Here is a 21,712-nt window from a genome sequence, read left to right as displayed (position 1 = left end):
GTGGAAACCACAAAGGGTCGTAGCTCAATTGGTAGAGCACTGGTCTCCAAAACCAGCGGTTGGGGGTTCAAGTCCCTCCGGCCCTGCTACACACTCCTTCGCCAGGATGTGTGCGCATGTACGTACTTCAATGCACCGCCGTGCGGCTCCACCGGGCGCGGCACGGCCATGACCCGGAATCAGGTGAGTAGCGTGACGGACGCCGTGGGCTCCATCGACATGCCTGATGCCGAGGACGAAGCCCTCGAGTCGAAGAAGAAGAACCGCAAGGGCGGCAAGCGCGGCAAGAAGGGCCCGCTGGGCCGCCTCGCGCTCTTCTACCGACAGATCGTCGCCGAGCTCCGCAAGGTCGTATGGCCGACGCGCAGCCAGCTGACGACGTACACGGCCGTCGTGATCATGTTCGTGGTCGTCATGATCGGTCTCGTTACCGTGATTGACTTCGGTTTCGCGCGGGTCATCAAGTACGTCTTCGGCTGATCCCGCGGAGGGCGCCTCATGGGCGCTCCTTTCGCATGTTCCACCCATATGTATCCAGGAAGAAGCAGCCATCGTGTCTGACCCGAACCTGAACGACGACGCCGAGCCCACGGCGAGCGCCGTCGAGTCCGCCGAGGACGAGCTCGACATCGTCGAGGCGGCGGATGCCGTGGCCCCGGACCAGGTCGAGGCTGCTGACGCCGCTGCGGGCGAGCCCGCCGAGCAGGACGCCGTGAGCGTCGGGTCCGACGAGGAGGCGGAGGCCGAGGAGGCCGCCGCGTCCGAGGAGACGGACGCGGACGAGACCGACGCCGCCGAGGACGAGTCCGCCGAGGACGAGGCGGAGCCCGCCGAGCCGGCCGCCCCCGTCGACGCGGTGGCAGCACTGCGCGAGGAGCTGCGCGGTCTCCCCGGCGAGTGGTACGTCATCCACACGTACGCCGGCTACGAGAAGCGTGTGAAGGCCAACCTGGAGCAGCGCGCCGTCTCGCTCAACGTCGAGGACTTCATCTACCAGGCCGAGGTGCCCGAGGAAGAGATCGTCCAGATCAAGAATGGCGAGCGGAAGAACGTCCGTCAGAACAAGCTCCCGGGCTACGTCCTGGTGCGCATGGACCTGACGAACGAGTCCTGGGGCGTTGTCCGCAACACCCCCGGCGTCACCGGCTTCGTGGGCAACGCCTACGACCCGTACCCGCTGACCCTGGACGAGATCGTCAAGATGCTCGCCCCCGAGGCCGAGGAGAAGGCGGCCCGCGAGGCCGCCGAGGCCGAGGGCAAGCCGGCTCCGGCCCGCAAGGTCGAGGTCCAGGTGCTGGACTTCGAGGTGGGCGACTCGGTCACCGTCACCGACGGACCGTTCGCCACCCTGCAGGCGACGATCAACGAGATCAACGCCGACTCGAAGAAGGTCAAGGGCCTCGTCGAGATCTTCGGCCGCGAGACCCCGGTCGAGCTCAGCTTCGACCAGATCCAGAAGAATTAGCGTCCTCCTGCGACAGCAGGGACGTCCGGACGCTTCTGGACACATGCCTACCGAGCAGGTCAGACCGGCTTCGCAGCCGGTCTGACCTGCTCGGTTTTTGGTCGCGCACCTATACCCGTTATCGTTGCGCGGTATGCCTCCGTCCGGAAGACCGGAATGGCGGCGAAACACTCTCACTAGGACCCGGAGAGAGCAATGCCTCCCAAGAAGAAGAAGGTCACGGGGCTTATCAAGCTCCAGATCAACGCCGGTGCGGCCAACCCGGCCCCGCCGGTCGGCCCCGCGCTCGGCCAGCACGGCGTCAACATCATGGAGTTCTGCAAGGCCTACAACGCCGCGACCGAGTCGCAGCGTGGCATGGTCGTGCCGGTGGAGATCACGGTCTACGAGGACCGCTCCTTCACCTTCGTGACCAAGACTCCGCCGGCCGCCAAGCTGATCCTCAAGGCCGCGGGCGTGGACAAGGGCTCCGGCGAGCCGCACAAGACCAAGGTCGCCAAGCTGACGGCCGCCCAGGTCCGCGAGATCGCCACGACGAAGCTCCCCGACCTGAACGCCAACGACCTCGACGCCGCGTCGAAGATCATCGCTGGCACCGCCCGTTCCATGGGCATCACGGTCGAAGGCTGATTCAGCCCCGTAAGCCCTCAGTGGTAGGACCAAGCGCTGGTCCGCACCACGACTCCACACTCGCAAACCCACAGGAGTAGAAGTGAAGCGCAGCAAGAACCTCCGCGCTGCGGACGCGAAGATCGACCGGGAGCGTACGTACGCCCCGCTCGAGGCCGTCCGTCTCGCCAAGGACACCGCCACCACGAAGTTCGACGGCACCGTCGAGGTCGCGTTCTGCCTGGGTGTAGACCCTCGCAAGGCCGACCAGATGGTCCGTGGCACCGTGAACCTCCCGCACGGCACCGGCAAGACCGCCCGGGTCCTGGTCTTCGCGACCGGTGACCGTGCTGCGGCCGCGGAAGCCGCGGGCGCCGACATCGTCGGCGCCGACGAGCTCATCGACGAGGTGGCGAAGGGCCGTCTGGACTTCGACGCCGTCGTCGCCACGCCGGACCTCATGGGCAAGGTCGGCCGCCTGGGCCGCGTGCTCGGTCCGCGTGGTCTGATGCCGAACCCGAAGACCGGCACCGTCACCCCCGATGTCGTCAAGGCCGTCAACGACATCAAGGGCGGAAAGATCGAGTTCCGCGTCGACAAGCACTCGAACCTGCACTTCATCATCGGCAAGACCTCGTTCGATGACACGAAGCTGGTCGAGAACTACGGCGCGGCGCTGGAGGAGATCCTCCGTCTGAAGCCGTCCGCCGCCAAGGGCCGCTTCATCAAGAAGGCGACCCTGAGCACGACGATGGGCCCCGGCATCCCGCTGGACGCCAACCGCGTGCGCAACCTCCTCGTCGAGGAGGACCCGGCCGCCGTCTGAGCCACCGTGGTCATCCGGTAGCCGGTTTTTCACGGCATGTGACGGGCCCCGCAACCTTTCGAGGTGCGGGGCCCGTCCTCGTATGTGCAGGACGCGTCTGTGGACCAAGGGGTGGAGCGTTACATGATGATCACAACGGTGCGGCGGACGGGGATCGCGGTCGCGGCGGTGACGGCGCTCATGTCGGTGGCCGCCTGTGGAGGGCCTGGCGGCTCCACGGGAACCTCCACGGCGGACGGCGGCGGCCGGAGCGGCCCGGGAGCGCTGGGGACCGACGCCGTCGCCGCGCTGCGCCTGGTGCAGAAGGAGACGGGCGGGGCGCAGTCGGCCATGGTGGAGGGCACCACGGTCATGGGCTCCGCCATGTCCATGAGGCAGTCCGGCGCGATCGACTGGTCGGACGGGATCACGGGCGCGCTGACGATCACGTACACCGGCGGCACCATGGGGGACGCCCTGAAGCAGTCCGGCGGAGACGGCTCGATGCGGGCCCGCTACCTCAAGGACGAGTACTACGCGAACATGGGCGACGCCTTCGCGGCCAACGTGGGCGGCAAGCACTGGATCCGCTACGGATACGCGGAGCTGGCCGAGCTCGCGGGCGCCTCGGGTGAGGTCATGAAGGAGCAGATGCGGAACAGCACCCCCCAGCAGGGGGTGAACGCCCTGCTGGCTTCGGGAGACGTCAAGAAGGTCGGCCAGGAGGACGTACGGGGCGTCGCCACGACCCACTACTCCGGCACGGTCGACATCGCCGAGCTGAGCGCGAAGACGTCGGCCCTGGACGCCGGTCAGCTGGCCGCGTTCAAGAAGCAGCTGAGCGGGCTCGGCATCACGACGGAGACCGTCGACATCTGGGTCGACAAGGACAACCTGCTGGTGAAGAAGACCGAGAAGGGCGAGACGAAGACCGGCGCGCTCAATTCGACGGTCTTCTACAGCGACTACGGTGCGAAGGTCCGGGTGGAGAAGCCGGCGGCCGGGGACACGGTCGACTTCAAGGACATCCTGGGACAGCAGCAGGGCGGCACGGCGGGCGCGTCCTGACCCCCGCGGCCCCGCCGTAAACCTCCCGCACCGGTCGAACCTGGACGGATTTGCTCCGCGTGGCCCCGGTCGCGTACGCTCCACAGGAAGCCAAAGACCGCTGGTCGTTGCCGTGCCCTCGCAAGAGGCCGGTGACCGAAGGATCCGTCGAGAACGGGCGACCTGCGCAGGTGACTGTGGAAAGCTCCCGGACTCTGTCCGGTCGAGCTACGCCCTGGCGCCTGCGCCGGGGCGTTTCGTCTTTACCGGCCCCTTCTGAGCGGTCCTCATCACCCGGAAGGAGGCCGACGCTCATGGCAAGGCCCGACAAGGCTGCCGCGGTAGCCGAGCTGACGGACCAGTTCCGCAGCTCGAACGCCGCCGTGCTGACCGAGTACCGGGGTCTCACCGTGGCACAGCTCAAGCAGCTGCGCCGTTCGCTCGGTGAGAACGCCCAGTACGCCGTGGTGAAGAACACGCTGACCAAGATTGCGGCCAACGAGGCCGGGATCGACGCGCTGGACGACCTGTTCTCGGGTCCGACGGCGGTTGCCTTCGTCACCGGTGACCCGGTGGAGTCGGCGAAGGGTCTTCGTGACTTCGCCAAGGAGAACCCCAACCTCATCATCAAGGGCGGTGTCCTTGACGGTAAGGCGCTGTCCGCCGATGAGATCAAGAAGCTTGCGGACCTCGAGTCCCGCGAGGTTCTGCTCTCCAAGCTGGCCGGGGCCATGAAGGGCAAGCAGACTCAGGCTGCGCAGCTCTTCCAGGCTCTGCCGTCGAAGTTCGTCCGCACCGCGGAAGCGCTTCGTGCCAAGAGGGAAGAGCAGGGCGGTGCCGGTACTCCGGCTCCCGCCGAGGCCGCCGAGTAATTTCGCTCAGCGGTCCAGCGGGCTCCACGTACGCCCGCCGACATATACATCCGGCACCTGCCGAATAGTGGAAGGACGCCTGTCATGGCGAAGCTGTCCCAGGACGACCTGCTCGCGCAGTTCGAAGAGATGACCCTCATCGAGCTCTCCGAGTTCGTTAAGGCGTTCGAGGAGAAGTTCGACGTCACCGCCGCCGCCGCGGTCGCCGTTGCCGGCCCCGCCGGCGCCGGCCCGGCCGCCGAGGTCGCTGAGGAGAAGGACGAGTTCGACGTCATCCTCACCGGCGCCGGCGAGAAGAAGATCCAGGTCATCAAGGTCGTGCGTGAGCTGACCTCGCTGGGCCTCAAGGAGGCCAAGGACCTCGTGGACGGCGCCCCGAAGCCCGTCCTCGAGAAGGTCGCCAAGGAGGCCGCCGAGAAGGCTGCCGAGTCCCTCAAGGGCGCCGGCGCCTCCGTCGAGGTCAAGTGACCCTGCGAGTCCTCTGACTCCTCAGGACCGTCTCTGCCGCGAGGCGGAGATGTCACATCGCCAAGGGCGATCACCCATCCGGGTGGTCGCCCTTCGGCGTGCGTGCGGAGGCTGCCTTGATCTTCCGGCCGCGACGAGTAGGGTGATCTTTCGCCGTGCGCTTCTCCAGGCGTCAACCGGGGTCCTCCGGGCGCAGGGTGAAGATCGTCGGCTGTGCGTCCGTGGCCTGGAGGCCTTGACGAACCGCACGCGGCGCGCAATTCTCAGGACGCGTCGTCATCCCGATCCGCATCCGAGGCATGGATCGAGAGCGAAGAGGGCAGTAAAGAAGAGCGCACACCGCGCGAGGGCTATTCATGGGTGTTGAGAACAGCTGTTGAGAACAACGTGGGTCTCTGAGAACCGCGACTGGACATCAGTGTGGCGTTTGGCTACACTGACCCTTTGCGCTGCCTGTTAGCTGCCTCCTGCCCGTCACCAGGGGCATGCCCACGCCTGACGCCGATGACCGATCAGTCCCTGACCTTGGGATCTCTGTCTCTGTGTGCGGCTTGGGGCCGGTACGCGCGTAGTGAGTCCGAGCCCTCGGAAGGACCCCCTCTTGGCCGCCTCGCGCAACGCCTCGACCTCGAATACGAACAACGGTGCCAGCACCGCCCCGCTGCGCATCTCTTTTGCAAAGATCAAGGAGCCCCTCGAGGTTCCGAACCTCCTCGCGCTGCAGACCGAGAGCTTTGACTGGCTCCTCGGCAATGCCGCCTGGAAGGCTCGCGTCGAGGCTGCTCTGGACAGCGGACAAGACGTCCCCACCAAGTCGGGCCTCGAGGAAATCTTCGAAGAGATCTCCCCGATCGAGGACTTCTCCGGGTCGATGTCGCTCACGTTCCGCGACCACCGCTTCGAGCCCCCGAAGAACTCGATCGACGAGTGCAAGGAGCGCGACTTCACCTTCGCCGCCCCGCTCTTCGTCACCGCCGAGTTCACCAACAACGAGACCGGCGAGATCAAGTCCCAGACGGTCTTCATGGGCGACTTCCCGCTCATGACCAACAAGGGCACCTTCGTCATCAACGGCACCGAGCGTGTCGTCGTGTCGCAGCTCGTCCGCTCGCCGGGCGTCTACTTCGACTCCTCCATCGACAAGACGTCCGACAAGGACATCTTCTCCGCCAAGATCATCCCGTCCCGGGGTGCCTGGCTGGAGATGGAGATCGACAAGCGCGACATGGTCGGTGTCCGCATCGACCGCAAGCGCAAGCAGTCCGTCACCGTCCTCCTGAAGGCTCTCGGCTGGACCACCGAGCAGATCCTCGAGGAGTTCGGCGAGTACGAGTCCATGCGCGCCACCCTGGAGAAGGACCACACCCAGGGGCAGGACGACGCGCTGCTCGACATCTACCGCAAGCTGCGCCCGGGCGAGCCGCCCACGCGTGAGGCCGCTCAGACGCTGCTCGAGAACCTCTACTTCAACCCGAAGCGCTACGACCTCGCGAAGGTCGGCCGCTACAAGGTGAACAAGAAGCTCGGCGCCGACGAGCCGCTCGACGCGGGTGTCCTCACCAGCGACGACATCATCGCCACCATCAAGTACCTGGTGAAGCTGCACGCCGGTGTGACCGAGACGGTCGGCGAGTCCGGCCGCTCGATCATGGTCGAGACCGACGACATCGACCACTTCGGCAACCGCCGTATCCGTAACGTCGGTGAGCTGATCCAGAACCAGGTCCGTACGGGTCTCGCCCGTATGGAGCGTGTCGTGCGCGAGCGCATGACCACCCAGGACGTCGAGGCGATCACGCCGCAGACCCTGATCAACATCCGGCCGGTCGTCGCCTCCATCAAGGAGTTCTTCGGCACCAGCCAGCTGTCCCAGTTCATGGACCAGAACAACCCGCTGTCGGGCCTGACGCACAAGCGTCGTCTCAACGCCCTCGGCCCGGGTGGTCTCTCCCGTGAGCGGGCCGGCTTCGAGGTCCGCGACGTGCACCCGTCGCACTACGGCCGCATGTGCCCGATCGAGACGCCCGAAGGCCCGAACATCGGTCTGATCGGCTCGCTCGCCTCCTACGGGCGCATCAACCCGTTCGGCTTCATCGAGACGCCGTACCGCAAGGTCGTCGAGGGCGTCGTCACCGACGACGTCGACTACCTCACGGCCGACGAAGAGGACCGCTTCGTGATCGCCCAGGCGAACGCGACGCTCTCCGAGGACATGCGCTTCACCGAGGCCCGCGTCCTGGTCCGCCGTCGTGGCGGCGAGATCGACTACATCCCCGGCGACGACGTCGACTACATGGACGTCTCGCCGCGCCAGATGGTGTCGGTCGCCACCGCGATGATCCCGTTCCTCGAGCACGACGACGCCAACCGTGCCCTCATGGGCGCGAACATGATGCGTCAGGCCGTCCCGCTCATCAAGAGCGAGGCGCCGCTGGTCGGTACCGGCATGGAGTACCGCTGTGCCACCGACGCCGGTGACGTGCTCAAGGCCGAGAAGTCGGGTGTGGTCCAGGAGGTCTCCGCGGACTACATCACCGTCACGAACGACGACGGCACGTACACCACGTACCGCATCGCCAAGTTCATGCGGTCCAACCAGGGCACCTCGGTCAACCAGAAGGTCGTCGTCTCCGAGGGCGACCGGGTCGTCGAGAGCCAGGTGCTCGCCGACGGTCCGGCCACCGAGGACGGCGAGATGGCCCTCGGCAAGAACCTGCTCGTGGCGTTCATGCCGTGGGAGGGTCACAACTACGAGGACGCGATCATCCTGTCGCAGCGCCTCGTGCAGGACGACGTCCTCTCCTCGATCCACATCGAGGAGCACGAGGTCGACGCCCGTGACACCAAGCTCGGCCCGGAGGAGATCACCCGGGACATCCCGAACGTCTCCGAAGAGGTCCTCGCCGACCTCGACGAGCGCGGCATCATCCGCATCGGTGCCGAGGTCGTCGCCGGTGACATCCTCGTCGGCAAGGTCACGCCCAAGGGCGAGACCGAGCTGACCCCGGAGGAGCGTCTGCTCCGCGCAATCTTCGGTGAGAAGGCGCGCGAGGTGCGCGACACCTCGCTGAAGGTCCCGCACGGCGAGATCGGCAAGGTCATCGGCGTCCGCGTCTTCGACCGCGAGGAGGGCGACGAGCTGCCGCCGGGCGTGAACCAGCTGGTCCGCGTCTACGTCGCGCAGAAGCGCAAGATCACCGATGGTGACAAGCTCGCCGGCCGTCACGGCAACAAGGGCGTCATCTCCAAGATCCTGCCGATCGAGGACATGCCGTTCCTGGAGGACGGCACCCCGGTCGACATCATCCTGAACCCGCTGGGTGTCCCGTCCCGAATGAACCCGGGACAGGTCCTGGAGATCCACCTCGGCTGGCTCGCCAGCCGCGGATGGGACGTCTCCGGTCTCGGTGACGAGTGGGCCCAGCGCCTGCAGGCCATCGGCGCCGACAAGGTCGCCCCCGGCACCAACGTCGCCACGCCCGTCTTCGACGGCGCCCGCGAGGACGAGATCACCGGCCTCTTCCAGGCCACGATCCCGAACCGCGACGGCGACCGGCTGGTCCAGCCCTCGGGCAAGGCCAACCTGTTCGACGGCCGCTCCGGCGAGCCGTTCCCGGACCCGGTCTCGGTCGGGTACATGTACATCCTCAAGCTGCACCACCTGGTCGACGACAAGCTCCACGCACGTTCGACCGGCCCGTACTCCATGATCACGCAGCAGCCGCTGGGTGGTAAGGCGCAGTTCGGTGGGCAGCGATTCGGTGAGATGGAGGTGTGGGCCCTTGAGGCTTACGGCGCCGCATACGCCCTCCAGGAACTGCTGACGATCAAGTCCGACGACGTCACCGGCCGCGTGAAGGTCTACGAGGCGATCGTCAAGGGCGAGAACATCCCCGAGCCCGGCATCCCCGAGTCCTTCAAGGTGCTCATCAAGGAGATGCAGTCGCTCTGCCTCAACGTGGAGGTGCTGTCCTCGGACGGCATGTCCATCGAGATGCGCGACACGGACGAGGACGTCTTCCGCGCGGCGGAGGAGCTCGGTATCGACCTGTCCCGGCGCGAGCCGAGCAGCGTCGAAGAGGTCTGACGGGTTGGCCGGCCGGATCCCCGTGATCCGGCCGGCTCTCCCCGGACCCGTTCAGACCATTGCTGAAGTGCCCCGATTTCTCGCGTGACGCGAGGGGGCTCGAACCCCCGAAAGAGGGATTGACGACAAGTGCTCGACGTCAACTTCTTCGACGAGCTGCGGATCGGCCTTGCCACCGCGGACGACATCCGGACCTGGTCCCACGGCGAAGTGAAGAAGCCGGAGACCATCAACTACCGCACGCTCAAGCCCGAGAAGGACGGACTCTTCTGCGAGAAGATCTTCGGTCCGACCCGGGACTGGGAGTGCTACTGCGGCAAGTACAAGCGTGTCCGCTTCAAGGGCATCATCTGTGAGCGCTGTGGCGTGGAGGTCACGCGCGCCAAGGTGCGCCGTGAGCGCATGGGCCACATCGAGCTTGCCGCTCCCGTCACCCACATCTGGTACTTCAAGGGCGTCCCGTCGCGTCTGGGCTACCTGCTGGACCTCGCGCCGAAGGACCTCGAGAAGGTCATCTACTTCGCCGCGTACATGATCACGTTCGTCGACGAGGAGCGCCGCACGCGCGACCTGCCGTCGCTGGAGGCGCACGTCTCCGTCGAGCGTCAGCAGGTCGAGAACCGCCGCGACTCGGACCTCGAGAACCGCGCCAAGAAGCTCGAGACCGACCTGGCCGAGCTCGAGGCCGAGGGTGCCAAGGCCGACGTGCGCCGCAAGGTGCGCGAAGGTGCCGAGCGCGAGATGAAGCAGCTGCGCGACCGTGCGCAGCGCGAGATCGACCGTCTCGACGAGGTGTGGAGCCGGTTCAAGAACCTCAAGGTCCAGGACCTCGAGGGCGACGAGCTGCTCTACCGCGAGCTGCGTGACCGCTTCGGCACGTACTTCGACGGCTGCATGGGCGCCGCCGCGCTGCAGAAGCGCCTGGAGTCCTTCGACCTCGACGAGGAGGCCGAGCGCCTCCGCGAGATCATCCGTACCGGCAAGGGCCAGAAGAAGACCCGTGCGCTCAAGCGCCTCAAGGTCGTCTCCGCGTTCCTGCAGACCAGCAACAAGCCCAAGGGCATGGTGCTCGACTGCGTGCCGGTCATCCCGCCGGACCTGCGTCCGATGGTGCAGCTGGACGGTGGCCGCTTCGCGACCTCCGACCTGAACGACCTGTACCGCCGTGTGATCAACCGCAACAACCGCCTCAAGCGTCTCCTCGACCTCGGTGCCCCCGAGATCATCGTGAACAACGAGAAGCGGATGCTGCAGGAGGCCGTCGACGCGCTGTTCGACAACGGCCGCCGCGGTCGCCCGGTCACCGGTCCCGGTAACCGTCCCCTGAAGTCCCTCAGCGACATGCTGAAGGGCAAGCAGGGTCGTTTCCGTCAGAACCTCCTCGGCAAGCGCGTGGACTACTCCGCGCGTTCCGTGATCGTCGTCGGTCCGCAGCTCAAGCTGCACCAGTGCGGTCTGCCGAAGGCGATGGCGCTGGAGCTGTTCAAGCCGTTCGTGATGAAGCGCCTGGTGGACCTGAACCACGCGCAGAACATCAAGTCGGCCAAGCGCATGGTCGAGCGTGGCCGCACCGTCGTGTACGACGTCCTCGAAGAGGTCATCGCCGAGCACCCGGTGCTGCTGAACCGTGCACCCACCCTGCACCGCCTGGGCATCCAGGCCTTCGAGCCGCAGCTGGTCGAGGGCAAGGCCATCCAGATCCACCCGCTCGTCTGCACCGCGTTCAACGCGGACTTCGACGGTGACCAGATGGCCGTGCACCTGCCGCTCTCCGCGGAGGCGCAGGCCGAGGCCCGCATCCTGATGCTGTCCTCGAACAACATCCTGAAGCCGGCCGACGGGCGTCCCGTCACCATGCCGACGCAGGACATGGTGCTGGGCCTCTTCTTCCTCACCACGGACGAAGAGGGCCGCAACGTCAAGGGCACGGACCGCTCCTTCGGCTCCACGGCCGAGGCGATCATGGCCTTCGACGCCCGCGAGCTGTCGCTCCAGGCGAAGGTCGACATCCGCTTCCCGGTGGGCACCATCCCGCCGCGTGGCTGGGTGCCGCCGGTCGCCGAGGAGGGCGAGCCCGAGTACCAGCCGGGTGACACCTTCCGGCTGCGTACGAGCCTGGGCCGCGCGCTCTTCAACGAGCTGCTGCCCGAGGACTACCCGTTCGTCGACTACTCGGTGGGCAAGAAGCAGCTCTCCGAGATCGTCAACGACCTGGCCGAGCGCTACCCCAAGGTGATCGTGGCGGCGACGCTCGACAACCTGAAGGCGGCCGGTTTCCACTGGGCGACCCGCTCCGGTGTGACCGTGGCCATCTCCGACGTCGTCGTGCCCGAGGCCAAGAAGGCCATCGTCAAGGGTTACGAGGAGCAGGACGAGAAGGTCCAGAAGCAGTACGAGCGCGGTCTGATCACCAAGGACGAGCGCACGCAGGAGCTCATCGCGATCTGGACCAAGGCGACCAACGAAGTCGCCGAGGCGATGAACGCGAACTTCCCGAAGACGAACCCCATCTTCATGATGGTCGACTCGGGTGCCCGAGGAAACATGATGCAGATGCGTCAGATCGCGGGTATGCGTGGTCTGGTGTCGAACGCGAAGAACGAGACCATCCCGCGTCCGATCAAGGCGTCCTTCCGTGAGGGCCTCACCGTTCTGGAGTACTTCATCTCCACGCACGGTGCCCGTAAGGGTCTGGCGGACACCGCCCTGCGTACCGCCGACTCGGGTTACCTGACCCGTCGTCTGGTGGACGTCTCGCAGGACGTGATCATCCGCGAGGAGGACTGCGGCACCGACCGCGGCCTCAAGCTGAAGATCGCCGTCAAGGGCGCCGACGGAGTCCTGCGCAAGACGGACGACGTCGAGACCTCGGTCTACGCCCGCATGCTCGCCGAGGACGTCGTCGTCGACGGCAAGGTCATCGCGCCTGCCAACGTCGACCTCGGTGACGTCCTGATCGACGCCCTGGTGGGCGCCGGCGTCGAGGAGGTCAAGACCCGCTCGGTCCTGACCTGTGAGTCCGCGGTCGGCACCTGTGCCTTCTGCTACGGACGCTCGCTCGCCACCGGCAAGCTGGTCGACATCGGTGAGGCGGTCGGCATCATCGCCGCCCAGTCCATCGGTGAGCCCGGTACCCAGCTGACGATGCGTACCTTCCACACCGGTGGTGTGGCCGGTGACGACATCACGCAGGGTCTGCCGCGTGTCGTCGAGCTCTTCGAGGCGCGTACGCCCAAGGGTGTCGCCCCGATCTCGGAGGCGGCGGGCCGCGTCCGTATCGAGGAGACCGAGAAGACCAAGAAGCTCGTCGTCACCCCGGACGACGGCAGCGAGGAGACGGCGTTCCCGATCTCCAAGCGTGCCCGTCTCCTGGTCGGCGAGGGCGACCCGGTCGAGGTGGGCCAGAAGCTCACCGTCGGTGCCACCAACCCGCACGACGTGCTGCGGATCCTCGGTCAGCGCGCGGTCCAGGTCCACCTGGTCGGCGAGGTCCAGAAGGTCTACAACTCGCAGGGTGTGTCGATCCACGACAAGCACATCGAGATCATCATCCGGCAGATGCTGCGCCGTGTGACGATCATCGAGTCCGGCGACGCGGAGCTGCTGCCGGGCGAGCTGGTCGAGCGGTCGAAGTTCGAGACCGAGAACCGTCGTGTGGTCACCGAGGGCGGTCACCCCGCCTCCGGCCGTCCGCAGCTGATGGGTATCACCAAGGCCTCGCTGGCGACGGAATCCTGGCTGTCGGCCGCCTCCTTCCAGGAGACGACCCGAGTGCTGACGGACGCGGCGATCAACGCCAAGTCCGACTCGCTCATCGGCCTCAAGGAGAACGTCATCATCGGTAAGCTCATCCCGGCCGGTACGGGTCTGTCCCGCTACCGCAACATCCGGGTGGAGCCGACCGAGGAGGCCAAGGCCGCGATGTACTCGGCCGTCGGCTACGACGACATCGACTACTCGCCGTTCGGCACGGGCTCCGGCCAGGCCGTTCCGCTGGAGGACTACGACTACGGTCCGTACAACCAGTAGCAGTGAGTGAGAAGGGCGCCCACCCCGGCGAGTACCGTGTACGGGGTGGGCGCCCTTCTGCGTGTCGGTGTCCACCGCGAGGAAGTCACCGCAGGCCGCCACCGGGAGGGCGGCCTGCGACCGAGGCCGGAACTGCCCGGGGCGGCCCGCTGGCGGGCCGCCCCGGTGCGGTCAGCGCATGGTCTCCCATACGGCGAGGACGAGGGCGGCGGTCGCGGTGAGCGCGCCGATGCTCGCCAGCGGCCAGCGGGAGCGTTCCAGCGTGTCGAGGCGGGCCTCGTGGTCCGCCAGCTGTTTGTCGGTCTGGTCGCTGCGCTGCACCAGCAGCGCCAGCTGGCCGTCGGCCCGGGCGAAGCCGGCCTCCAGGCTGCCGCGCAGGCGTTCCAGCTCCAGGGCCACGGCGACGGCGTTGTTCGGGTCAGTCTCGGTCATGGGCGGCTCCGGCGGTGTCGGTCCCGGGCGGTTCGCTGCGGAGCCACCCCGGGAGAAGGGCCTGCAGCCCGGGTACGGCCATGAGGCGGGTCACCGCCCCCGCGACGGCCAGGGCCCCGGCGACCCGGGGCAGGGTCGCCGGGAGCCCGGACGCGTCGACAAGCGCGGGCAGAAGCACGGCAAGGGCGAGGGCGGTCTGGACCACGGTGCGGGCGGTACGGCGGGCGGCGTCGGACATGGCTGCGGACTCCTCACTTCGTGTACGGGACCTTGAGGGCGTTCCAGGACGCCCGCCCCGGCACGCCGTCGGCGTCGCCACCCCGGAAGCCGAGCTTGCGCTGCCAGGCGGCGTACGACCGGGCGTCCGCCTCGGTCCAGCGGGGGCCCGGCCCGACGGCGTAGGACGAGCAGCTCTCGGCGACGAGCCTGCGGCCCATGGCGGTGATCACGGGGGAGCTGGTGCGTCCGGTGAAGAAGGAGGCCCCGGGGAACGGCTGGTAGCGGGGGGCGGTACTCCCGCCGGACGGCTTCTCCGCGGAGGGACCGCTCGCCGGGCCGGCGAGCCGGGTGGCGATGCGGTCCCGCAGGGACGGCATGGTGAAGCCGCGGGGGTCGACCTTCCGGTCGGACCACTCCAGGTGGCCGATGACACTGCGCGCGGTCCAGCCGTGGGCCCGGCAGATGGCCGCGGAGACGCGTTCGATCGCGTCGAGCTGGGCGGTCGGCCAGGGGTCCTCGCCGTCGCCCAGGTTGACGCACTCGAACCCGTAGAAGCGGGCGTTGCCGTCGACGGAGCCCGCGCTGCCCTCGTGTTCGTGCGGGGCGGGCGGCCGGTCGCCGTAGTCCTCGGCGATCACCCGGTCGAGCACGGCGGGATCGCCGCCGCCGGCGTGGTTGGCCCGGCCGTTGCCGACCAGGTGGACGGTGCCGGCCTTGTCGATGACGCCGTGGCAGAGCGGGCCCGGCAGTGCGGAGTGGCCGTTGTAGCAGAGCGCGACGGAGGCGTCGGTGCCGCTGCTGACGGTGTGGTGGATCATCACGCCGTTCAGCGGGCCCCAGGCGCCCACGTGGTTGCGGTTGTGGGTGCGCCAGCTCCCGTACTCGACGACGTCGACGCCTTCGGCGTGCAACGCGGCGAGCAACTGGCCGGCGGTGAGAGGTGTGGCCATGAGGTCCTCCGGTGAGGGATCGGGCGGCTCCGGTCGGGGTCAGGCGGTGTACGGGACCTTCAGCGCGGCCCAGGAGCCGGCGCCCGGCCAGCCGTCGGCGTCCGCGCCGGTGTAGCCGAGCTTCCGCTGCCACAGGGCGTACGAGGCGCGGTCGGCCTCGCTCCACTGCGGGCCGGGGCCGTCGGTGTACGCGGAGCAGCCCTCGGCGACGAGGCGTCCGCCCATCGCGGAGACGATGGTGGAGCGGGGCGCCGACGTGAAGAACGCGGTGCCCGGGAACGGCTGGTAGCGCACGGCGCTTCCGCCCGGGGCCGCGGCCAGCAGGGCGGCCACCCGTGAGCGCATGGACGCCATGCTGAAGCCCTTGGGGTCGATCTTCGTATTGGTCCACTCCAGGTGGCCGATGACCGAGGCGGCGTTCCATCCGTGCGCCCGGCAGATCGCGGCCGACACCCGGGCCACGGCCTCCAGCTGGATCTCGGGCCACGGGTCGGAGCCGTCTCCGAGGTTGACGCACTCGAAGCCGTAGAAACGGGCGTTCCCGTCGGTGTTGTTCTCGTCCGGGGCAGGCAGTGCGCTCTCATTGACGACGGCGGCCAGCACGTCGTCGTCGCCGAGACCGGCGTGGTTGGCACGGCCGTTGCCGACGAGGTGGACGGTGCCGTCCTTGGCGATGACGCCGTGGCAGAGCGGGCCCGGCAGTTCGGCGTAGCCGTCGTAGCAGAGAGCGACGGACGCGTCGGTCCCGGAGGTGACGGTGTGGTGGACGACCACGCCGTTGACCGGGCCCCAGGCGCCCTGGGTGTTGCGGTTGTGGGTGCGCCAGTCGCCGTACTCGACGACGTGGACGCCTTCGGCGGTCAGGGCGGCGACGAGGGTGTCGGCTGTGAGCGGGGTTGCCATGGGTGCTCCTTGTTCGGGGTTGTTCCGGGACAGGGCGGAGAGCCGGCCGGTGCGCGGGGACACGCACCGGCCGGCTGGAGGGGTGGGGGGCCGGTCAGGAGACGGCGGCCCAGATGGCGTTGGCGTCCGCGACGATGGTCGACGGCGTGAACGAGGTGGGCAGCGAGGTCAGGCCGGTGGCGGCGAGCCGGGCGTGCCGGACGAAGGCGCCCGGCATCCGGGCGCTGCCGCCCGGGTAGTTGCCGACGCTGGCGCCCACCATGAAGGCGGGACCGTTCGTCTTCGGGTCGGGGCCGTTGATCAGCAGCGCCACCCAGTAGTTGCCCGCCGCCGCGGCGTACGCCGTGGTCAGTTTCAGGACGAAGGTGGTGCCCTCGGTCTTGGTGATCAGCTTGTCGAGTGTGCCGGTGACCCCGACGCGGGCACCGGCGCTGGTGTAGAGACCGGCGTAGGAGGTGGAGGCGAGCCCGGTGCCGGCGAAACCGGGCACGTAGAAGACGACGTTGGTGACGGTCGCCGCGGTGGTGAGCGGTACGCCGATGAGGTACACGGTGCCGTTGATGCAGTACTGCGGGCTGGTCACGGACGACGCCGCCGGGTCGAACGCCCACGCCTTGAACCCGACCGAGGCGGGGGTCCAGGTACCGGAGGAGGCCACGGCGTCCACGTAGGAGCGGCGGACCAGCTGGTTGGCGGTGGCCGGGTCCGCGGAGACGGCCGGAACGGTCGAGAAGGTCTTGGCGCCCTCGATGGTCTGGGCGCCGGTGAGCAGGACGGCCTGGTCGGCGGGGACCGCACCGAGATCGTTCGAGGTCAGGGTGATGGCGCCGGTCTGCCCGTTGACGGACGTGACCGGCGCGGCGCCGATGGCCAGGTACCGGGTGTCGGCGGCGGCAGGGGTGAGGGCCCCCAGGTCGGCCGCCGCGAGCGTGACCGCCCCGGTCTTCCCGTTGAGGGAGGTGACGCCCTGGCCGGTGCCGTCCGGCAGTTGGGCGAGCGGCACCTTGCCCACGGCGTCGAGCTGGGCGACCCCGCCGGCCCGGCCGGCGGCGGACGTGGCCACGGCGCCGATGTCGGCGGCGGCCAGGACGATGTCGGTCTCGGTGTGGCCGTTGACCGAGCGCACCGGGCCCGCCGGGCCCTGCGGCCCCGGTTCGCCCTGCGGCCCGGGGGGACCCGGGACGGTCACGTACTGGGCTCCGGCCGGGTCGGCGGGGGCGATGTCGGCGAGGTCGATCTCCGCCACGGCGGCCGGCAGGGCGATGCGGTAGGTGCGGTTGCGGCCGACCCCGGCGATCCGCTCGGTGACGGCGTACGTCCAGCCGTACGGGTTCCAGCCCTCGGCGTCGGTGGCCGGGAGCGTGACGTCGATCCGGCCCTCGGAGTCGAGGGAGGCGACGACGGGGCCGCCGACGAAGAGGTCGGCCTCGGAGTGGGTGAGCAGCGCCGGCGGCCGGAACTCGACGTTCCCGCTGTGCGGGCGGCCGTCGAGGGAGAGGTACTGGGCGGTGAGCCGGACGGTCGGGATGGATTCAGGCAGCACGGGAACTCCGGTGTCTGGGAAGCAGGTGTGATGGGCGCGGGTGTCCCGGAAGCGGGCGTGCGGGACGGGGAGGTGTGGCGCGGCACCGGCGGGGGCCGGTACGGGGAGGCGGGAGCGGCACGGGAGTTCCGTGCGGTGGCCGGTGGGCCGGCTCCCGCCTCCCGCGGGTCAGGACTGGACGCCGTACAGGCCGCGCGGCAGGCAGGCGACGGTGTCGCCCGCGGCCGCGACCCTGGCCTGGATCTCGAAGGTCACCGTGTCGCCGAAGGATGCCGGGAGGTCCTCGACCAGGGTCACGGTGAGGTCGGCGGTCTGTCCGGCGGTGCCGGTCAGGGTCTGCTCCGCGCCGACCGGGGTGCCGTCGACGAGGAGCCGTACGGCTGCCCCCACGGTCCCTGAGACGGCCAGCGCGCAGTACACCTTGGGGTGCTGGGCGAAGCCGGGGCCGGCGTAGAGCGTGGTCCAGTCGGTCGAGCCGGTGGACTCCCAGCCCGTTCTGCGCACCGGGGCCGGGGTCGGGAAGGGCAGGTAGGGGCGGGCCAGCCCCCCGTGGGCCGCGTCGGTCGCCAGGACGGTGTCGCCCCGGTGGTCGAGGACGCGCAACGCCTGCACCGGAGCGTTCACCGGGTCGGCGGTGATCAGGGAGAGCGCCAGCGACCCGTCGTCGCGCCGCAGTTCCAGGCCCTGTTGATACGCCTTGGACTCGGTGTCGCGGTCCGGCTGGACCCGGCCGACCAGCAGCAGGTCCTCGCCGAGCGAGGTCCTGGCGCGGATGCGGCCCCGGTCGCCGACGACGATGTCACCGCTGCCGACCTGGTTCATCGCGGGACCGCTGTTGGCACTCGCCATCAGCCCGCGGATGCGCCGTTCCATCTCCCGGACACGGTCCAGGAGATCGGTGGGGACGGTGGCCATGTCCTACACCCCTTCCAGGTAGAGGGTTGCCGTCTCGGCCTTGGTGCGCTGGGGCGGTTCCACCGCGATGCCGACGACCCGGTACTGCTCGTCCTGCGGCTCCTGGTGCCACAGGTCCCGCAGCCGCAGCCGGATGCGGGCACCGAGCAACGCCGGGGTGATGCGGCCGTCCAGCCGTACGGTGATCTCCGGGATCACCTCCGGCAGGCGCTGGCGGGCCAGTTCGGCGCCGGCCAGGGACCGCAGTGTCGTCTCGTCGGTGACCCCGCTGTGGTCCGAGGTGGACTCCAGCCGGGGCCAGCCCGCCGCGAGGTCCTCGGGCGACTCGACGGAGACGGTGAGGGGCTGGGACTCCTGCGCCTGGTCGCTGTTGGGTGAGTCGCCGCGCGCCACCCACACGTCGGCCTGCACGGTCGAGTCGGACGGCAGGCTGTAGGTGAGGACCTGGCCGGGGTGGTCCAGGACGATGTCGGAGGCGCCGGCGGTGATCAGCGGATGCCCGAGCTGGAGCCGCTTGGCACGCCGGCCCTCCGCGTCCCGGTAGCAGTGCACCCGCCACTCGAACCCGTCGGCCAGCTTGGACAGCTGGTCCAGCACCTCCCTGACCCGGGTCAGGGAGGAGTAGGGGAAGGCGCAGTCCCGCGCGATGCCGGACATCTCGTTGCCGAGCTGGATGCCGATGTCGCCGCCGGGCTGTTCCTGGGCGTGCGCGACGAGCAGCCGCGCGATCTCGAACTGGTCGAGCGCCGTGTAGGAGATGTCCCGCGCCAGGATGCGGTGGTCGAGGTAGGAGTCGAAGGTGCCGGCCTGGAACTGCGCCTGGAGACGCCCGCGTTCGTCGCTGGACGGGGTGCAGGTCCAGAGGACCCCGCCCCACCAGATGTCGCCGTCGCGCTCCAGCCACACCGCGGTGCGGCCGGGTACCAGCGCCGCCCTGGCCCGGCGGGCCAGGGCGGCGTCCGGCAGTGGGACCGTCGCCGACAGCGATCCCGGCTTGCCGATGTAGTCGTCGAACTTGGTCTCCGTCAGCGGCAGCACGTCCACCACCTGATCGGTGCGCAGGTCGCAGAAGACCGCCCGGTAGACGGGGGTGAGCGGGGTGTACGCCGTACGGGGCGAACTCGTCACGCGGGCCTCCTCAGAGCATCGGGTCGACGCGGACGAACCGGTTGTCGAACCAGTGGTTGTTGGTCGTGGCACTGGAGGAGTAGGCGGAGACGGCGGTGTACTGGGCGCCGGCCTGGAGGCCGGTGACCGGGAACACGGTGCTCACGGACTGGTTGCCCCGGCCGGTGTCGATGGCCGAGCGGACCTCGTCGGCGCCGAGACCGGTGACCAGGACGCCGTCCTTGCGGATGTTGGCGGACATCCGGCCCCAGCCGCCGTCCACCGACGGCTGCCCCTGGAAACCGAGGTGGACGAGGACCTTGCCGGACACCGGAGCGGTGAAGGTGGTGGTGATCGTCGGCCCGTTGGTACCGGTCAGCGCCTCCGACCAGGTGGTGGTCTTGCAGTAGCCGCCGTCGTTGTTGTACGAGAACTCCGGGCTCGGCATCGCGAGCACCCACGTGGTGCCGCTCCACCGCTCCAGGCGGCCGTCGTTGTCGCGGTACTGGCCCACGTACCCGCCGGTGGCGAGCTGGCCCGTCGGAGCGATGCCGCCGATCTGGCTGGGGTAGCCGGCCCAGTTGCCGCCGTCCCAGCGCTGGAGCTGGGTGCCGATGTCGCGGTACTGGCCCGGGTAGGCGCCGCTCTCGTTGGTGTTCCCGTAGAGCGGCAGGATGCCGCCGGCCGCGACGGTGCTGGTACGCAGGTTGGCGACGGCGGACGCCCAGGCGATGCCGCCCGTGCCGACCGAGGCGCCCGCCGGGACCCGCACGGTCGCCAGCGGCAAGGAGGCCGGCGGGACCTGCGGGACCTGCGGGTTGCCTTCGGGCGCGCCCTGGACGATCTCCAGGACGGCCTCGGTACGGCCCGACTTGTCGACCTGGGCGTCGTAGATTCGCAGGACGACCAGGTCGATGCGCGGGTTGTTGGCGTCGCCGTCGGCGAAGACCACCGTGGTGTAGTCGGTGAGGACGACCGGGTAGGCGCCCGCCGCCTCGCCGCCCTGGACGACGGCACGGCCGGGGGCGACCGTGGCGGTCATGCCGGAGGTGGAGCTGAAGACGTAGAACGCGGACATCAGGGACTTGCCGTCGGGCGAGCCCGGGATGATGCCGCTGCGGCTGGCGAGCCCGCTCGTCGGGGTCATGGTGCCGGTCGGGGCGAGCCGGGTGTCGGCGCGGGACTGGCCGGACTCGGCGTCGGTGCGGTTGACGAGCCATGCGCTGCGCACGGGCATGAGGTCCTCCTGGAGGGATCGGCGAGGTGCTGCGGTGGTGGGGAACTGCGGTACGGGGAGCGGGGCCGGTCACCAGTGCCCGTCGCGCCAGCGGACGGTCACCGAGGCGTCCGGGGACGCGGTGACGTCGTCCGAGCGGAAGGCCAGGTCGGTGGTCCCCGGCTCCAGCTGGAACAGCTGCTCGGGCGAGGAGTCCGGGGTGGCGGTGTAGATGCGGGACGCGGTGCCGTTGAGCAGGACCGTTCCGGCCTCGGTGTCGACCGTGAGGATGTCCCCGGCGCCCAGCGCCAGGTTGTACCGGATCTGGCGGCCGTCGGAGAGCCGCGTCAGCGAGGGGCGCTGCACGGGGCCGCGGAACTCCACGACGGGACAGACCGCCGCGCCCCCCTCGTTGACCGCCGTGATCGAGCCGGCGGTGCCGTTCGCCCCCCAGCTCAGGGGCCACACCAGACCGGATCCGGCGTCGTCGTCCCAGGCCATCCCGGCCTCGTTGACCGGCAGTCCGGTGATGGCCTCGTGGCGGACGGTGCCGTAGCGGCGCGGGTCGGTGGCGGTCCACTGGAGGCTGACCTTGGCGAACCCCTGGACGGCGTAGGAGCGGTCCTGCGGTACGACGCGGCGGCTGACCCTGGCCCGGACGGCGAGGGTCTCGCCCAGCAGCCGGACGGCGAGCCAGCGCTCCCGGCCGCCGGGACCGGTGGCGGCGCGGAAGGCGGTGGCGGTGGCGAGCGGGCGGGTCCCGGCCGGCGGTGCGAGCCAGACGGTCGCCCCGACCAGCCGGGGCTGCGCCCATCGGTCACCGGGCCAGGAACCGTGCTGGTCCGGCCGGAGGACGTCGCCCAGATCCAGTTCGGGCAGGTCCTCCCAGCCGGTGATCCCGGTGCGGTCGACCGGGTAGGGCGTACCGGCACCCATGAGGAGCCCGCCCCACTGGATCTGGCCGTCGCGGGTGATCAGTGAGCCGGGGGTGGTGTCGTCGGAGAGGGGGTTCGGGAGGGTGGAGACGGTATCGGCCATGTCGGGC

18 protein-coding genes and 1 tRNA gene are annotated in these 21,712 nt (G+C 69.2%); 10 read left to right on the top strand and 9 right to left on the bottom strand.

Annotated elements, in window-relative coordinates; translation table 11 throughout:
- The first annotated feature begins 13 nt into the window (after positions 1-13).
- The 10 genes from ACH4VO_RS16845 to ACH4VO_RS16800 all read left to right on the top strand — a co-directional run bounded on the left by ACH4VO_RS16845 (position 14) and on the right by ACH4VO_RS16800 (position 13,382).
- Positions 14-86 (top strand) — tRNA-Trp (locus ACH4VO_RS16845).
- 106 nt (positions 87-192) lie between these two features.
- Positions 193-480: a preprotein translocase subunit SecE gene (secE, locus tag ACH4VO_RS16840; RefSeq protein ID WP_069171195.1), complete on the top strand. Its 288-nt coding sequence runs from the start codon at positions 193-195 to the stop codon at positions 478-480.
- A 73-nt stretch (positions 481-553) separates the two neighbouring features.
- Positions 554-1,465, top strand: coding sequence for a transcription termination/antitermination protein NusG (gene nusG / locus ACH4VO_RS16835; RefSeq protein ID WP_360997731.1), 912 nt, complete (start codon positions 554-556; stop codon positions 1,463-1,465).
- A gap of 195 nt (positions 1,466-1,660) precedes the next feature.
- On the top strand, positions 1,661-2,095 hold the full coding sequence (rplK, locus tag ACH4VO_RS16830) for a 50S ribosomal protein L11 (protein WP_003967000.1): 435 nt from the start codon (positions 1,661-1,663) through the stop codon (positions 2,093-2,095).
- Positions 2,096-2,177: 82 nt separating this feature from the next.
- Complete coding sequence (gene rplA / locus ACH4VO_RS16825; protein ID WP_069171193.1) at positions 2,178-2,900, top strand: 50S ribosomal protein L1; 723 nt, start codon at positions 2,178-2,180, stop codon at positions 2,898-2,900.
- 123 nt (positions 2,901-3,023) lie between these two features.
- A complete protein-coding gene (locus ACH4VO_RS16820; protein ID WP_360997729.1) occupies positions 3,024-3,947 on the top strand; it encodes a hypothetical protein in 924 nt (307 codons plus the stop codon).
- A gap of 293 nt (positions 3,948-4,240) precedes the next feature.
- Positions 4,241-4,798: a 50S ribosomal protein L10 gene (gene rplJ, locus ACH4VO_RS16815; RefSeq protein WP_360997727.1), complete on the top strand. Its 558-nt coding sequence runs from the start codon at positions 4,241-4,243 to the stop codon at positions 4,796-4,798.
- 84 nt (positions 4,799-4,882) lie between these two features.
- The gene (gene rplL / locus ACH4VO_RS16810; protein WP_360997726.1) at positions 4,883-5,266 is read left to right on the top strand and encodes a 50S ribosomal protein L7/L12; all 384 of its coding nucleotides are present in this window, start codon (positions 4,883-4,885) and stop codon (positions 5,264-5,266) included.
- Between the two features lie 601 nt (positions 5,267-5,867).
- Positions 5,868-9,353, top strand: coding sequence for a DNA-directed RNA polymerase subunit beta (rpoB, locus tag ACH4VO_RS16805; protein WP_360997724.1), 3,486 nt, complete (start codon positions 5,868-5,870; stop codon positions 9,351-9,353).
- A gap of 129 nt (positions 9,354-9,482) precedes the next feature.
- Positions 9,483-13,382, top strand: coding sequence for a DNA-directed RNA polymerase subunit beta' (locus ACH4VO_RS16800; protein WP_307125471.1), 3,900 nt, complete (start codon positions 9,483-9,485; stop codon positions 13,380-13,382).
- A 171-nt stretch (positions 13,383-13,553) separates the two neighbouring features.
- Here ACH4VO_RS16800 and ACH4VO_RS16795 read toward each other — a convergent pair whose 3' ends face one another.
- The 9 genes from ACH4VO_RS16795 to ACH4VO_RS16755 all read right to left on the bottom strand — a co-directional run bounded on the left by ACH4VO_RS16795 (position 13,554) and on the right by ACH4VO_RS16755 (position 21,705).
- Positions 13,554-13,814, bottom strand: a complete 261-nt coding sequence (locus ACH4VO_RS16795) for a hypothetical protein (RefSeq protein WP_360997722.1) — start codon at positions 13,812-13,814, stop codon at positions 13,554-13,556.
- The gene (locus ACH4VO_RS16790; RefSeq protein ID WP_360997720.1) at positions 13,801-14,052 is read right to left on the bottom strand and encodes a hypothetical protein; all 252 of its coding nucleotides are present in this window, start codon (positions 14,050-14,052) and stop codon (positions 13,801-13,803) included. Before ACH4VO_RS16790 ends, ACH4VO_RS16795 begins: the two co-directional genes overlap by 14 nt.
- Positions 14,053-14,065: 13 nt before the next feature.
- Positions 14,066-14,983 carry a peptidoglycan-binding protein gene (locus tag ACH4VO_RS16785; protein ID WP_360997718.1) on the bottom strand — a complete coding sequence of 306 codons (918 nt, stop codon included), beginning with the start codon at positions 14,981-14,983 and terminating at the stop codon, positions 14,066-14,068.
- A 39-nt stretch (positions 14,984-15,022) separates the two neighbouring features.
- On the bottom strand, positions 15,023-15,886 hold the full coding sequence (locus ACH4VO_RS16780) for a peptidoglycan-binding protein (RefSeq protein WP_360997717.1): 864 nt from the start codon (positions 15,884-15,886) through the stop codon (positions 15,023-15,025).
- Positions 15,887-15,980: 94 nt separating this feature from the next.
- The gene (locus tag ACH4VO_RS16775) at positions 15,981-17,429 is read right to left on the bottom strand and encodes a phage tail protein (RefSeq protein WP_360997715.1); all 1,449 of its coding nucleotides are present in this window, start codon (positions 17,427-17,429) and stop codon (positions 15,981-15,983) included.
- Between the two features lie 168 nt (positions 17,430-17,597).
- Positions 17,598-18,344 carry a hypothetical protein gene (locus ACH4VO_RS16770; RefSeq protein WP_360997713.1) on the bottom strand — a complete coding sequence of 249 codons (747 nt, stop codon included), beginning with the start codon at positions 18,342-18,344 and terminating at the stop codon, positions 17,598-17,600.
- A 3-nt stretch (positions 18,345-18,347) separates the two neighbouring features.
- Positions 18,348-19,472, bottom strand: coding sequence for a hypothetical protein (locus tag ACH4VO_RS16765; protein ID WP_360997711.1), 1,125 nt, complete (start codon positions 19,470-19,472; stop codon positions 18,348-18,350).
- Positions 19,473-19,482: 10 nt separating this feature from the next.
- Positions 19,483-20,688 (bottom strand): hypothetical protein, encoded by a 1,206-nt coding sequence (locus ACH4VO_RS16760; protein ID WP_360997710.1) that lies wholly within the window; start codon positions 20,686-20,688, stop codon positions 19,483-19,485.
- A gap of 69 nt (positions 20,689-20,757) precedes the next feature.
- On the bottom strand, positions 20,758-21,705 hold the full coding sequence (locus ACH4VO_RS16755; protein ID WP_360997708.1) for a phage distal tail protein: 948 nt from the start codon (positions 21,703-21,705) through the stop codon (positions 20,758-20,760).
- Positions 21,706-21,712 lie beyond the last annotated feature (7 nt).

It is taken from the genome of Streptomyces sp. NPDC020780, from assembly GCF_044334475.1.
Lineage (GTDB): Bacteria > Actinomycetota > Actinomycetes > Streptomycetales > Streptomycetaceae > Streptomyces.
This window is presented reverse-complemented; position numbering and strand designations above follow the sequence as displayed.